The organism is Pseudomonas sp. BF-B-15 (assembly GCF_019946675.1).
GTDB classification, from domain to species: domain Bacteria; phylum Pseudomonadota; class Gammaproteobacteria; order Pseudomonadales; family Pseudomonadaceae; genus Aquipseudomonas; species Aquipseudomonas migulae.
This window is the reverse complement of record NZ_JAGYFZ010000039.1, coordinates 1-13,617: the sequence shown is the minus strand read 5'-3', so window position 1 is coordinate 13,617 and position 13,617 is coordinate 1. Positions and strand designations below refer to the sequence as shown.

The window sequence follows — 13,617 nt, the reverse complement described above, 5'->3', positions numbered from 1 at the left end:
TGAAACAGAAGGTTTTTATGACGACTCAATCCAAGCAAAAAATCGCCGTCGCGATTGCCTCCGTGGTGGCGGTCGGCGTGCTGGTGTATCTGCTGGCGCCGGGAATTTTTGGCAAGCGTACGCAACAGAACACCAATGACGCCTTTGTCTCTGCCGACTTCACGTTGGTCGTGCCCCGCGTCGCCGGGTTCATCAAGGAAGTGCTGGTGGAAGACAACCAGCAGGTCAAGGCCGGGCAGTTGCTGGCGCTGATCGATGACCGCGACCTGCGCGCTGCCGCTCAAGCCGCCGACGCCGAAACGCTGGTGGCGCGGGCGCAACTGCAAAACGCTCGGGCGACCCTTGAGCGCCAGACATCAGTGATTGCGCAGGCGCAAGCCACGGTGGTGTCGGCGAAGGCTGAAATGGCGTTCGCCGAGCATGAATTGAACCGCTACAACCACCTTGCCGGCGTTGGCGCGGGTACGGTTCAGAATGCTCAGCAAGCACGTACGCGTATTGATCAAGCCAGCGCCCGGTTAGCCAATGCCACAGCGGTACTGTCGGCGGAGCGCAAGCAAGTGGAGATCCTCACCGCCCAGCGTGACGCCGCCGACGGTGGATTGAAACGGGCGCAAGCGGCACTGGAAATGGCCAGCTACGAGCTGTCCTATACGCGCATCGTCGCGCCGCAGGACGGTATGGTGGGCGAGCGTGCGGTGCGTGTCGGTGCGTATGTCACGCCGGGCAGCAAGCTGCTGGCCGTGGTGCCGCTGGCGCAAGCGTATGTGGTCGCCAATTTCCAGGAAACCCAACTGACCGAGGTGCAGCCGGGGCAGGATGTGCAGGTACGCGTCGACAGCCTTGGCGGCGAAGCGTTGCGCGGTCGTGTCGAGAGCATTGCGCCGGCCACCGGGGTGACTTTTGCGTCGATCAAACCGGACAACGCGACCGGCAATTTCACCAAGGTTGTGCAGCGGATACCAGTGAAAATCGTCCTCGATCCGGGGCAGCCATTGGCTGAGCGGTTGCGGGTGGGGATGTCGGTGGAGGCGAGTATTGATACGGCTGAAACCGGGAAGCATGAGGTTGCTCAACGATGAAGAGGTTTGTTAACCGAGCTGGCCTCATCGCGAGCAGGCTCGCTCCCACAATGGATCTGCGCAACGGCCACATTCTCAGCACAAAAGAAGACCCCTTGTGGGAGCGAGCCTGCTCGCGAAGAGGCCATCTGCTTCGACACAGTATTTGTGCCTTGCTCGTCATGAGCCTCACCGCCTGCACCGTCGGCCCTGATTTCCAGAAGCCTCAAGCCCGGCAAGTTGCCGAATGGTCGAAACCGTCGAAAGCCGCCGCCAGTGAAGTGATAACCGCTCATATGGACGAACGCTGGTGGGAAGTTTTCCAGGACCCGAAACTCTCGGCCCTGACCCAACGCGCTCTGACCGACAACCTCGACCTGAAACTCGCCAGCAGCCGCTTGCAGCAAAGCCGCGCCGCGCGCCAGGTGATCACCGCCGAACGCTATCCCAACACCGCCGCCACCGGCAGCTACGGGCGCAAACGCAACAGCGGTGAAGGCCTGAGCGATCCGTCGGGGCACCACGGTGACTCGGCGTTCAACCTGTGGGACGCAGGTTTCTCGGCCTCCTGGGAACTGGATTTCTGGGGGCGTGTGCGACGCGAAACCGAAGCGGCTGATGCCACCCTCGAAGTCGCGGAGAACGACCAGCGCGGTGTGCTGCTGTCGGTGCTCGCCGAAACCGCCCAGGACTACATTCAACTGCGCGGCGTGCAAAGCACACGAGCCGTCATCGAGCAGAACCTCGACGTCGCCCGCCACAGCCTGAAACTGTCGCAACTGCGCCTGGCCGACGGTGTCGCCACCGACCTGGATGTCGCCGAAGCCGCCGCGCAAGTCGCGGCCATCGAATCGCGCTTGCCGGCACTGGAGCAGCGCCAGTCGCAACTGATCAACGCGCTGAGTCTGTTGATGGGCGAGCCGCCGCAAGCGCTTCACGCCGAGTTATCCACAGACGCGCCAGTGCCACAAACCCCGCGTCAGGTCGCCATCGGCCTGCCGTCGCAACTGGCCGAGCGCCGCCCGGACATCCGCCAGGCCGAAGCCCGCTTGCATGCCGCCACCGCAAACATTGGTGTGGCCAAGGGCGATTTTTATCCGCGCATCACCCTGTCAGGCAACCTCGGTTCGCAGGCCATGCAACTGAGCGACTTCGGCTCATGGGGCTCACGTGCTTTCGGCATCGGCCCGCAATTCAGCCTTCCGCTGTTCGACGGCGGTCGCCTGCGTGGTGTGCTGAACTTGCGCGAAGCGCAACAACAGGAAGCCGCCATCGCCTACCAACAAACCGTGCTGCGCGCCTGGCACGAAATCGACGATCAACTGACCGCCTACAACGCGAGCCAACTGCGCCGCGACAGCCTCGCCGAAGCCGTACGCCAAAACCAGATCGCCCTGCGCACCGCGCAACAGCAGTACGTGGAAGGCGTGGTGGATTTCGTCAACGTACTCACCGTGCAAGGTGAATTGCTGGCGACTCAGCAGCAATGGGTCGAAAGTTCGACCGGAGTGTCGCTGGCGATGGTCGGGTTGTACAAGGCGTTGGGTGGGGGATGGGAGTCGGTGTATCCGGTGGTAGAGGACGCTACCAATAATCCGGTTTGATCGCGGGTGCTTTGTGGGTGGGGACTCGGGGCGGGAACTGGTGCGAGTGCAACTCTTCTGAGGAGACGACTCGACGCATCCAGTGGGAATGTTCTATCAGCGAGCCGGGTGGAGAGCGTTTGAATCCGGTCCGGCATGGAAGAACCACGCCCACGGTCACTTGCGGGAAGTCCTCTCGGATAGCGCGTAACGCGGGAGTCATGTCGGTATCTCCGGATACCAGAACGAATTGCTGTATGCGTTCAGTAATGTGAATGTTGGCCTGCCTGGCGGCCGTGCGGTACATGCTGATTGCGATATGGACGTCGGTTTCTTTCTCTTCGAGTTTCCATATCGCGACTTTATCCTGGCGTGAGGCGGCGATTTTTTTGTCGATAAAACGTGGCGCTGCGGCCCTCTCAAGTTGGTGACGGCCATAATGAACAGTCACATTGCTGGCTCTCAGGGCGCGAACGTAGGTGTCTTGAGCCTCTTTTGAAATCCTGCCACGAGTAGCCAGCTCAGGTTTGACGGAAGAGGTGAAGTAATCGATTGAGGTGAGGACGCTTTGAGGATTCTCGATATTGGCAATATGCGTCAGTAACCGCGGCAGGTTTAGCCATTTGTATGGCGTGCCGGCCAGCAATCCGTAGAACACGTTGTAGCCGTCAACAAAGAACGCAGTGCGCACAAATTCAATCCTCAGAAACGAAAAAACCGGCCGAAGCCGGTTTTTTCACCCCAACGGCCAGAGAACTGAATCTCTGCGTACGGGGTTGAGTAGTGGGTTGATCCTAAATGGGGTCCGCGATATGCGTCAACCATTGTCTGACCGAACTCTACTTCGCTGGATGTTTCTCCACCGCCGGCAACTCAGTTTTGTGTATTTGCCTGGCAAATGGTCAAGGTGCTTCGGGCTTCAACTATTAACAATTGTTGCGACTTTAAGGTTCCGGTGACAGCGAGTGTGTAGGGATGTGAATGTCTATGACTACTTTCATTTTTGGCCGAGTGGAAGTTCCCCATTTCGTGTGGGATTTAATTCCATGTACTCATCGCATGGGTGATCAGCCCACTCCACGGGAAATAGTTATCAATTTGAAACCAGACATTTCCTACCAATAAACCCCACCCACTTGACGCTCACCCACGCTGTCATAGACTCCGCTCATCCGTCAGGGAGTTACGGTTATGCGACGAGTTCGTGTGTGGGTTATCGGATTGACCATTTTAACGTGTACTGCTCAGGCGCAAACGCCCGTGCCAGACGATCCGCTGCTGGACAGCAGCACCGTCGGCAGCAGCGGTTCGGCAGCCAGCACCGAGGCCCGTGGTGTGTTGCGGGCCCGGGATCAGGCGATGCTTGCCAGTGAGTTGTCCGGGCGGATTGTCGAGTTGCCGTTCAGTGAGGGCGAGTCGTTCAAGAAGGGCGATACGCTGGCGCGTTTCGATTGTTCGGCTTATCAGGCGCAGCTCAATGCGGCGCAGGCTGCGAGCCGTGGGGCCGGTGAGGAGTTGGCTCACAATAAACAACTGGCGGCGTTGAATTCGGTCGGGCGCTTCGAAGTGGCGCGGGCCGAGGCCAGGCTCAGCGAGACGCAGGCGCAATCTCAGGTGTATCAGGTTCAGGTCAAACGCTGCAGCGTGGTTGCGCCGTTTGATGGCCAGGTGGTGGAGCGCAAGGTTCAGCGTTTTGAAAGCGTTGCTGCCGGCGCGCCGTTGCTCGATGTGGTCGACAACCGCACCCTGGAAATCCATTTGCTGGTGCCGTCGCGCTGGATGGGCAAACTCAAGCCCGGCCAGACGTTCAGTTTTGTCCCCGATGAAACCGGCCGGCCACTGGATGCCACGGTCAAACGACTGGGGGCGCGAATTGACGAGGGCAGTCAGACCTTGCTGTTGGTCGCGACGTTGCCCAACGCCTCTGGCTTGTTGGCCGGCATGAGCGGCACGGCGCGTTTCGCGGAGCTCAAGTGAACGCTCCGGTCAGCGGCGGCGCGGAACAGGTCTTCGCCCGCTTTCTCGATCTTGAACGCCTGACCCGCGCCGCACGCACTCCGTCGCAACTGGCCTACAGCCTGGTCAATGACGCTCAGGGGTTGTTCGGTTTTCGTCATGCCGCGTTGTTGATTGCCGGCAAGGTGCACGCGGTGACGGGCGTGAGCACCGTCGACCCGAACGCGCCGTTCGTGGCGTTCGTCGAGCAGGCCGTGGCGCAGTTGTTCAAGCGTGATGTGCTGAAGCAGGCGCGGGTGATTGCGCCCGATCTGCTCAGCGAATCGATTCAGGCGGACTGGCAAAGTCTGTCCGCCGCCCAGGTGTTCTGGCTGCCGCTGATCGATCACCAAAACGAAGTGTTCGGCGGACTGTGGCTGGCCCGGGATTTGCCGTGGAACCCGGCCGAACAAGTGCTGCTGTCGCAACTCGGCGACACTTACAGTCACGCCTGGCTGGCGCTGCAACCGCACAAGCCCTGGCGACTGCGCTGGACCCGAAAACGTCAGGTCGCATTGATCGCGCTGCTGGTGCTCGGAATGTTGATCCCGGTGCGCCAATCGGTGCTGGCGCCGGCCGAAGTAGTGCCATTGGGCGGGCGCGTCGTGGCTGCGCCGCTGGACGGCGTGATCGCCGAATTCCTGGTCAAACCCAACCAGACGGTGAAAACCGGCGACCCGTTGCTGCGCTTCGAAGGCACCACCCTCAAGGCTCAGGCTGATGTGGCCGAACGCGCGTTAGGCGTTGCCGAAGCTGAATTGAAAGCCAATTCCCAGCGCTCGTTTGCCGATGCCGAGTCCAGTTCGAAGATTGATCTGCTGGCGGCGCGCGTCGAACAAAAACGCGCCGAACGGGACTACGCCCGTGAACTGCTCAAGCGCAGCGAAGTGCGGGCCGAGCGCGACGGCATCGCGGTGTTCGCCGACGCCGAGCGCTGGACCGGCAAACCGGTGCAGACCGGCGAACGGCTGATGGAAATCGCCGACCCGAGCCAGGCCGAACTGCGTATCGAGCTGGCGGTGAGCGATGCGATTTCCCTGGAGCCGGGTGCGCAAGTCGCACTGTTCCTCGACAGTGATCCGTTGCAACGGCATTCGGCCCGGCTCGAGCGCGCCGCATACGAAGCACAACCCACCGCCGGCGGGCAGTTGGCCTATCGGCTCGATGCCAGTTTCGATCAGGCGCCGCCGCGCATCGGCTTGCGAGGGACGGCGAAAATCTTCGGCGATCGCGCGCCCCTGGCGCTGTACCTGTTACGTAAACCACTGGCCGGTTTGCGCCAGAGCGTGGGCCTGTAGATGAGCCTGCCGAGCCTGCGTGCGGATTTGCAACTGACGCCCGCTTCACCTGCGCTGGACGGCTCGCCGCGCTGGACGTTGGCCGACCCGGTGCGCGGTCGCTATTTCAAGCTCGGGGTGGCGGCGATGCGCTTGCTGCGACATTGGTCCCTAGGCGATCCCGAAAAAATACTGCACGCCGCCAATCGCGAGCCGGGTTTGCCGTTGGCCGGCAGCGATCTGGAGCAACTGCTGAGCTTTCTGCGCAGCCACGATCTGATCAGCGCCCTCGACCCGCAGCAGCGTGAAAGTTACAACTTGAAAGCCGCCGCCCAGCATCAGTCGTGGTGGCAGGTCTTGTTGCATCAGTACCTGTTTTTCCGGATTCCTCTTTGGCGGCCGGATGCTTTTCTCAATCGCGCCTGGCCCTGGCTGTCACGATTCGGTCCGCAAACGCTGCGCTTCGGATTGCCGGCAACACTGATCCTGGGGGTATTTCTGGTGTCCCGGGATTGGCAGCGATTCATCGCGACTTTCCCCCATTTGTTCAGCCTGGGTGGCGCGCTGGCCTTCGGCGTGGCGTTGTTCTTTGCCAAGCTGTGCCACGAATTCGGCCACGCGTTCATGGCCAAGCGCGCGGGCTGTCGGGTGCAAAGCATGGGCGTGGCGTTCATGGTGCTGCTGCCGATGTTCTACACCGACGTCAGCGATGCCTGGCGGGTCAATGATCGACGTGCCCGATTGCTGATCGGGGCCGGTGGCGTGTTGGCCGAACTGCTGCTGGCGAGCATCGCGCTGCTCGCCTGGTCGCTGTTGCCCGACGGACCGGCGCGCACGGCGGCGTTCATGCTCGCCAGTGCCACCTGGATTACTACGCTGGTGATCAACCTCAATCCGTTCATGCGGTTCGACGGTTACTTTCTGCTCAGTGATTTCTGGGACGTGGAGAACCTGCAAGGGCGAGCCTTTGCCCTGTGCCGCTGGCATCTGCGTGAGACCTTGTTCGGCTACGGCGCCCCGGCTCCGGAACCCTGGTCGCCGACGATGCGGCGGCGTTTGCTGGTCTGGGGTTATGGAACGTGGTTGTGGCGCGCGGTGCTGTTTTTCGGGATTGCGCTGGCGGTGTACCACTTGTTCTTCAAGCTCTTGGGGATTTTCCTGATGCTGGTGGAGCTGGTGTGGTTCATCTTTCTGCCCATCGTGCGCGAGTGGCGCGAGTGGTGGAGCCAGCGAGAGCACGCCCATGTGTCGCGGGTGTTGTTGAGTGCGTTGGGGCTGGCCGCGTTTGTGTTGTTTCTGGCGCTACCCTGGCGCAGTGCCGTGGAACTGCCGTCGATGCTCGAGGCCGGGCGCGTCAGTACCTTGCATGCGCCGGTGGCGGCGCGGGTCAAGCAGGTAAACGTCAGTGACGGTCAGGTGGTGGCTCAGGGCGATGTGCTGATCGAATTGGTGTCGCCGGATCTGGATTCGCGCCAGGCCATCGTCCGTCGCGAAATCCAGATCCAGCAATTGCAGATGCGCCGCCAGGCAAGTCGCAGCGAAACCGCCGCCGATGCGGGCATTGTCGAGCAGCGCCTGGCGGAGGCCGTGGCCGAGTACCGTGGGTTGGCTGCGCAACGGGAGCGGCTGCTGATTCGGGCGCCGCAGGCGGGCAAGGTGCGAGATCTGTTGCCGCAGTTGTCCGCCGGCCGCTGGTTGTCGCCCAAAGATCCGTTGGCGCGGGTGGTGGAGGACGGCGCACGGCTGCGTGGTTATCTGGCCGAGGCTGAGTTGTGGCGTGTTGCACCGGGCGCCAGTGGGCGGTTTATCGCCGATGATCCGATGCACCCGGCGATCGCTGTGCAATTGACCGAAATCGACACCAACGGTGCGACCTATGTCGATCAGGAGGCATTGACCTCCGATCACCACGGGCCGATTGCCGTGCGCCGGGATGCCTCGCAACGGGCCGAGCCGGTACAGGGACAATACGGCGCGCGGCTGAACACCCTTGAGGCCACCCCGACGCCGCTTCAACCTTTGCGTGGCGTGGTGGTGTTGCAGGGGAGCGGCGAGTCTTTGCTGGGCGTTGCCTGGCGGCGGATGGCCGCGCTGGGTGTCAGGGAAAGCGGTTTCTAGGGAGAGCAGCGATGGCGAACACGGATGCTGTGGTGGCCGACGGTTTGGTGGTGCGGCCGTCGCGCGTTAACGATGGTCCTTTTCTGCACAGGCTTTATCAATCGGCACGACCGGATCTGCAATGGATCGACGGCGAGCGAGAGGTGGTTGAGCAGGTCGTCGCCCAGCAATTCCAGGTACAGGAACAAGGGCTGGGAGAGCACTTCCCCAACGCGATGCACTACGTGATCGAAAAACTCGACACGGCCATCGGTGCGCTGACCACTGATTTTGGTCCCAATGAAATCCGCGTGCTGTACCTGGCGTTCGTCCCCCAGGCTCGTGGCCAGGGTTATGGTCGGGCGGTGCTGCAAGGGGTGCAGAAAGCTGCGCAGCAGATTCGCTGCCCGGTGGCCACGGTGGTCTGGGCCAACAATGCCCACGCGCGCCAGCATTACCTGGCGCTGGGGTTTCAGGTTGAAGAGCGTAATCCGGCGGCGGAGCGGTTGGTGTGGTATCCCAATGGCTGAATACAACCATGACCCTGTGGGAGCGAGCCTGCTCGCGATAGCGGTGGATCATTCAGCAGTGATGTTGAGTGTGAAGGCCCCTTCGCCGGCAAGCCGGTCTCGCTCCTACATTTTGATCCCTGTGAATCAGTTGAATGCGATGTAGAAATATCCCACGCCCGGATCACGCCCCATGGCGGGCACCCGCGAGACAAAAATATCCTCCACGTAGCCAAGTTCCGGTAACTCCAGCGCACACAACCCATCTACGAACTCCGTGGGTTGCAGGCTGTTGAACTCGACACTGAACGGCATGCGCTCGCTATTCGGCATGCGCGACCGGGGTGTTTCTACAAGGCTGTCGATATGGATCGGCAGCTCACTGCCATCCGGCAACCGCAGCGTCCCCGTCTTTCCCAGAAGCGCCTGAAAGTGTTGGTGTTGAACCTGTTGCAGCATGGCGTCACTCCCAAAATGAAAGTGACCGGGGGGGTTGAATCCCCCGGCCGGATTTCAACCGCGCGAAGGGAACAGCCCTTCCAGGGCAATGCTGAAGTTCAGCACCAGGAACGGGTTCATCGTTGCCATGGGCAGGCCGTTGCCGGCGGACGAGATTTCCCCGGTGACCGTCGTGGCCACACCCTTGAGCGGCACGGCCGCCGCACCTTGCTGATCGGAGTAGATGCTCGCCGAGCCCGGTCCGCCGCCGGAAGCGCCGATGTACGAGTTGGTCGCGGTGGGGGTGGTGACCGGGTTGCTCGCCGGGCTGGCCAGTTGCAGGGTGGTGGTGGCCGTCAGCCCGGACAGGGCGTGGGTGTGATTGGGCAGGTTGGTGATGGTCGCGGTGACGTTCTCGGTCCCGGAGAACTCGCCGATGACGCGTGGAGTCAGGTTCAGCCCGTTACCCATGCACACCGGCATTCGGCCTTGCAGGTTGGGCAGCATGAAGTTGGAGACGCCATTGCCTCCGAAGTTGACGCCCAGCAGCGCGAACAGTGCGTTGTATTGCTGGACAGAGAGCGTCTGGCCATTACACAAGGCCCAGCCGCTGGGCGCGTAGTTAAAGGCGAAAGGCTGGATAGTGCCGATGAATACTTCCATAGTTCCTCATCCCTCAGGTTAGTTGTCTGGCGCGCCACAAGCGTGGCCCGGACGTCCGGAACCATCGTTGCGATCAGCCGACTCCATTCATTTCCCTGGCTGAGTCACGCCAAACCAGAGCGTAGTTGATGCGCCTCACGGCCGAATGTCGCTGGTCGCAAAACCGGCATCGACGACGAACCGGCGCCGTCCTAAAGTGATCAAGAGGCAGGGTGGTCGAGGGCTGTTTCAGGGGGGGTAATGGAGGCGCGCAGAGAAACACCGTTTGGCGGCACCCATGAGCCGCACGCAGCCCCCGGCATCTGGGCGATCGTTCAGCGCTGGTTGCGCTGGGCGCAGGAGCACTGGCTGTTGCCGATCCTGGCGTTGGCGGCGCTGGTGCGTTTCTACGACCTGACGGCAGCCGCCATTTGGGGCGATGAAGGGTCCAGCCTGCTGCTGAGTCAGTATTCACTGTCCGACATCTGGGTCCATGCGGCCCATGACGTGCACCCTCCGCTGTATTTCCTGCTGTTGCATGGCTGGGTCGGGTTGTTCGGCGACGGCATTTTTTCGATCCGCTGCCTCAGCGCCTTGCCCGGCATCGTCACGGTGTGGCTCGGCGTCTGGCTGATGGATTTGCTCGCCACTCGCCGTGCAGCGCTGCTGGCCGGTTTCCTGTTGGCACTGTTGCCCACGGCGGTGCGCTACAGCCAGGAAGTGCGCATGTATTCGCTGCTGGGGTTGTGGCTGATCGGCGCGACGATTGCCCTGGCCTACTGGATCAGACGCCCGCATCGCAGGCGGTATCTGGTGGCGTATGTGCTGTTGATGACTGCTGCGTTCTACACCCACTACTTCACGGCCCTGTGCGTGCTCTGCCACTGGCTGTATCTGGGGCTGATCCGCGTCCAGCCGGGGCATCGCTTGCGCCATATTCAACGCCCCGGCTGGTGGCTGGCGAATGTCGCGATCGTGTTGTTGTACCTGCCGTGGGCGCCGAGCCTGATCGATCTGCTCCAGCACCTGGATCAGCTCAAGGCCAACGGCGACGTGGGCTGGGAAACGCCTGTCACGTTCGGCTCGTTGCCTTCGATGTTCTGGTCGTTCCTGATCCAGGACGATGGCGAGAACCTGCCGACGCTGATGTTCATCGCGATGCCGCTGGCGTTACTGGCCATTGTGGGGGTGGCGCTGGCGCGGGACCGCAGTGTCTTTCGTGGCAGCGCTCTGCTGGTGATCTACACGGCGTTGCCGTTGCTGCTGGTGTTCGGGGTTTCGTTTATCACGCCGGTGTTCATCGAGCGCTACCTGACGGCGTATGCCCTGGGGCTGCCGATGATTGTCGCGTTGGCGGTTGATCGTCTGTATTCAGGCTTTCGGGTGCTGGCCGTGACGGTGCTGGTGCTGTTTGTCGGTGTTGAACTGGTGGGTTTGAAGAACAACGCCACGGTGGACACCAATGATCAAATCAACGTCATGGTCGACTACGTGAACCAGCACTTCGTGACCGGTGACCGGATCGTCACCAGCGACATGCTCTGGTACCTCAGTTACGTCTATTACAACCGCACCGAGGCCAAGCCGCTGCTGTTCACTCCGCCGCTGGCCAATGGCGCTTCGAGCCGGCCGAACGCCTATGGCTTCGGCACATTGGTGACTCAGGACACGTACCTCGACAGCCTCGACCGCTTGCCCAAGGGCAGTGGCCGGGTCTGGCTGATTGGCACCGTCGATGTTCCGGACGAATTCGCGCCGTTGCCCTCAGGCTGGCAGCGCTCGGGCGAAACACAGGCGGGAGGCGCCACTGCGCGATTGTTCGTACTGCATTGAGCCGGTGGAATGCTTAAACGATTCACCTCACAAGCAGTAATAAAAAACGCGTTTTAGTCAGCGCCGTAACTTCGATTTGATATCAAAACACCACTACTTCTAAGGCCATTCATGGTCTACGCTCCGTCATACATAAAGGACTTATGACTAGGGTGAAGGGATTGCAGCAGTTCCATTTTATTTCCGGCTTGCCGCGCTCGGGCTCGACCCTGCTTTCTGCAATCCTTTTGCAGAACCCGCGTTTCCATGCCGGCATGACCAGCCCTGTCGGCTCACTCTTTTCCGGTGTCCTCGAACAATGCAGCGCCGGCAGCGAGTTCGGCGCGGTGATCGATACCGACCTGCGCCGCCGTTTGCTTCGCGGCCTGTTTGACTCCTTCTACGCCGACAAGGCCGACAAACCGGTGGTGTTCGACACCAACCGCTTGTGGAGTTCGCGCCTGCCGGCCATCAGCGATCTGTTCCCGCAAGCCAAGATCATTGCCTGTGTGCGCAACGTTGCCTGGGTCATGGACAGCATCGAGCGTCTTTATCGCGCCAACCCTTTTGAAAACACCAAGCTGTTTGGCGATGCGGTCGAACGCAACACGGTCTACAGCCGCTGCGAAACCCTCGCCCAACGCAATCGCCTGGTCGGTTTTGCCTGGGCGGCGCTCAAGGAAGCCTATTACGGTGAACACGCCGACTCGCTGCTGATCGTCGATTACGACCTGCTGACCCAGGCGCCTGACCGGGTGATGCGGCTGGTCTACGACTTCATTGGCGAACCCTGGTTCGAGCACGATTTCGACCACCTGGCCTACGATGCGCCGGAGTTCGATCAATCCCTCGGTGTGTCCGGCCTGCACAAGGTCAAACCCAAAGTCGAGTTGCAATCTCGGCGCACGATTTTGCCGCCGGATTTGTTCAAGCAGTACGCAGAATTGTCCTTCTGGCTCGATGGCTCTGCCAGCGCCGCCAATGTCATTCGTATGAAAGCCGATGCCGCGATCAGTTGATCGCGGCGTTTTCGTTTACGCAGAAAAAACGTTCGAGTCCGGGTGAGTAACATGTGGTGGAGCAACGGCAAGTCACGGATTACCAAAGGCGCACGAGCGCTGGCCTCTCCAATGATCATGTCCCTGGAACCGCGAATGCTGTTCGACGGCGCGGTCGCGGCCACGGTGGCCGATAGCGCCCAGGCTGACAGCCACACCACGGCCGACGCGGCCAAGCCGCCCGTTGCGGAAAAACCGGTCGCCAGCCAGGACACCCACGGCCAGGCCGATGCCACGCCTGCCGTGGCGCCCGTTGCCGTGCCGGGACAGAGCGTGGTGTTCGTCGATTCCCGGGTCAAGGATGCCGACAGCCTGCTCAAAGGTGTGGCGCCCGGTACTCAGGTGGTTCAACTCGATGCCACCAAGGACGGCTTGCAGCAGATTGCCGATTACCTGGACACCCATCAGGGCATCAGCTCGGTACAGATCATCGCCCACGGCAATGCGGGCGATCTGTGGCTGGGGAACAGTTACCTGTCAGCCGACAACGTCGCGGCCCGCAGCGCGGTGCTGGCGGAAATCGGCAAAGACATGAACGTCGGCGGCGACATCCTGATCTACGGCTGCTACACCGCCGAGGGTGAACGGGGTTTGAACTTCGTCGATTCCCTGGCGCAATTGACCGGCCGTGATGTAGCGGCGTCCAGCAACCGTACCGGCGTGGGTGGCGACTGGGATCTGGAGATCGCCACCGGCAATATCGAAAGCGCCAACGTGCTGTCGAAAATGGCCATGAGCGACTATCAGTGGGGCCTGGCGAGCTGGACGGCCACCAACAACGCCAACACCGGCGTGGGCTCGTTGCGTGCCGCCATCGCTTCGGCGCAGAACGGCGATACCGTCACTTTCAGCACCGGCATGACGGTGCAGTTGACCTCCGAACTGCTGATCAACAAGAACATCATCGTTGATGGCGACTTGAACAACGACGGTGTGGCGGATGTGACTCTCGACGGTCAGTACAGGACCCGGGTGATTGAAATTGCGGCGGGCAAAACCGTGACGCTCGATGGTCTGGTGATCACCCGTGGGCTGGTGTCGGGCACGGGCGGCAACGGTGGCTACGGCGCCACGGGCGCGATGGCCGGGGGGATTTTCAACGCAGGGGTCCTGACGCTGAACAACGTGACCGTGACCTCAAACGC

Annotated in this window: 12 protein-coding genes; 9 read left to right on the top strand and 3 right to left on the bottom strand. The window is 61.4% G+C overall.

Annotation, left to right across the window (positions count from 1 at the left end; all coding sequences use genetic code 11):
- The first annotated feature begins 17 nt into the window (after nt 1-17).
- The gene (locus tag KGA97_RS14610; RefSeq protein WP_223480993.1) at nt 18-1,082 is read left to right on the top strand and encodes an HlyD family secretion protein; all 1,065 of its coding nucleotides are present in this window, start codon (nt 18-20) and stop codon (nt 1,080-1,082) included.
- On the top strand, nt 1,079-2,665 hold the full coding sequence (locus KGA97_RS14605) for an efflux transporter outer membrane subunit (RefSeq protein ID WP_223480992.1): 1,587 nt from the start codon (nt 1,079-1,081) through the stop codon (nt 2,663-2,665). Before KGA97_RS14610 ends, KGA97_RS14605 begins: the two co-directional genes overlap by 4 nt.
- Here the strand turns inward: KGA97_RS14605 and KGA97_RS14600 are convergent.
- On the bottom strand, nt 2,646-3,335 hold the full coding sequence (locus tag KGA97_RS14600; protein WP_192226638.1) for an NYN domain-containing protein: 690 nt from the start codon (nt 3,333-3,335) through the stop codon (nt 2,646-2,648). The two genes, KGA97_RS14605 and KGA97_RS14600, sit on opposite strands and share 20 nt — an antisense overlap.
- Nucleotides 3,336-3,835: 500 nt before the next feature.
- Here KGA97_RS14600 and KGA97_RS14595 point away from each other — a divergent pair, with 500 nt between their 5' ends.
- From KGA97_RS14595 to KGA97_RS14580, 4 genes are read left to right on the top strand one after another with little or no spacing between them, the layout of a single operon-like run.
- Complete coding sequence (locus KGA97_RS14595) at nt 3,836-4,621, top strand: efflux RND transporter periplasmic adaptor subunit (protein WP_008039635.1); 786 nt, start codon at nt 3,836-3,838, stop codon at nt 4,619-4,621.
- Nucleotides 4,618-5,937 carry an efflux RND transporter periplasmic adaptor subunit gene (locus KGA97_RS14590; protein WP_223480991.1) on the top strand — a complete coding sequence of 440 codons (1,320 nt, stop codon included), beginning with the start codon at nt 4,618-4,620 and terminating at the stop codon, nt 5,935-5,937. Before KGA97_RS14595 ends, KGA97_RS14590 begins: the two co-directional genes overlap by 4 nt.
- On the top strand, nt 5,938-8,034 hold the full coding sequence (locus KGA97_RS14585) for an efflux RND transporter periplasmic adaptor subunit (protein WP_223480990.1): 2,097 nt from the start codon (nt 5,938-5,940) through the stop codon (nt 8,032-8,034). It abuts the gene before it with no gap.
- Nucleotides 8,035-8,045: 11 nt separating this feature from the next.
- Nucleotides 8,046-8,543, top strand: coding sequence for a GNAT family N-acetyltransferase (locus KGA97_RS14580; RefSeq protein WP_008039649.1), 498 nt, complete (start codon nt 8,046-8,048; stop codon nt 8,541-8,543).
- Between the two features lie 126 nt (nt 8,544-8,669).
- Here the strand turns inward: KGA97_RS14580 and KGA97_RS14575 are convergent, their stop codons facing one another.
- Together KGA97_RS14575 and KGA97_RS14570 are read right to left on the bottom strand one after the other, a co-directional pair.
- Complete coding sequence (locus KGA97_RS14575; RefSeq protein WP_223480989.1) at nt 8,670-8,981, bottom strand: DUF6916 family protein; 312 nt, start codon at nt 8,979-8,981, stop codon at nt 8,670-8,672.
- 54 nt (nt 8,982-9,035) lie between these two features.
- The gene (locus tag KGA97_RS14570) at nt 9,036-9,623 is read right to left on the bottom strand and encodes a phage tail protein (RefSeq protein ID WP_008039652.1); all 588 of its coding nucleotides are present in this window, start codon (nt 9,621-9,623) and stop codon (nt 9,036-9,038) included.
- Nucleotides 9,624-9,863: 240 nt separating this feature from the next.
- On the opposite strand from KGA97_RS14570, the gene KGA97_RS14565 reads away from it, so the two are divergent.
- The 3 genes from KGA97_RS14565 to KGA97_RS14555 all read left to right on the top strand — a co-directional run.
- Complete coding sequence (locus KGA97_RS14565; protein ID WP_223480988.1) at nt 9,864-11,435, top strand: glycosyltransferase family 39 protein; 1,572 nt, start codon at nt 9,864-9,866, stop codon at nt 11,433-11,435.
- Between the two features lie 143 nt (nt 11,436-11,578).
- Nucleotides 11,579-12,433: a sulfotransferase family protein gene (locus KGA97_RS14560; protein ID WP_223480987.1), complete on the top strand. Its 855-nt coding sequence runs from the start codon at nt 11,579-11,581 to the stop codon at nt 12,431-12,433.
- A 51-nt stretch (nt 12,434-12,484) separates the two neighbouring features.
- Nucleotides 12,485-13,617: DUF4347 domain-containing protein (locus tag KGA97_RS14555; protein ID WP_223480986.1), on the top strand; the 1,133-nt coding region annotated here is incomplete at its 3' end.

Bases quoted from the DNA above. Each gene is read 5' to 3' on its own strand.
- KGA97_RS14605 (WP_223480992.1), top strand. From the start codon at position 1,079: ATGAAGAGGTTTGTTAACCGAGCTGGCCTCATCGCGAGCAGGCTCGCT.
- KGA97_RS14595 (WP_008039635.1), top strand. From the start codon at position 3,836: ATGCGACGAGTTCGTGTGTGGGTTATCGGATTGACCATTTTAACGTGT.
- KGA97_RS14575 (WP_223480989.1), bottom strand. From the start codon at position 8,981: ATGCTGCAACAGGTTCAACACCAACACTTTCAGGCGCTTCTGGGAAAG.
- KGA97_RS14565 (WP_223480988.1), top strand. From the start codon at position 9,864: ATGGAGGCGCGCAGAGAAACACCGTTTGGCGGCACCCATGAGCCGCAC.
- KGA97_RS14585 (WP_223480990.1), top strand. From the start codon at position 5,938: ATGAGCCTGCCGAGCCTGCGTGCGGATTTGCAACTGACGCCCGCTTCA.
- KGA97_RS14610 (WP_223480993.1), top strand. From the start codon at position 18: ATGACGACTCAATCCAAGCAAAAAATCGCCGTCGCGATTGCCTCCGTG.
- KGA97_RS14570 (WP_008039652.1), bottom strand. From the start codon at position 9,623: ATGGAAGTATTCATCGGCACTATCCAGCCTTTCGCCTTTAACTACGCG.
- KGA97_RS14580 (WP_008039649.1), top strand. From the start codon at position 8,046: ATGGCGAACACGGATGCTGTGGTGGCCGACGGTTTGGTGGTGCGGCCG.
- KGA97_RS14560 (WP_223480987.1), top strand. From the start codon at position 11,579: ATGACTAGGGTGAAGGGATTGCAGCAGTTCCATTTTATTTCCGGCTTG.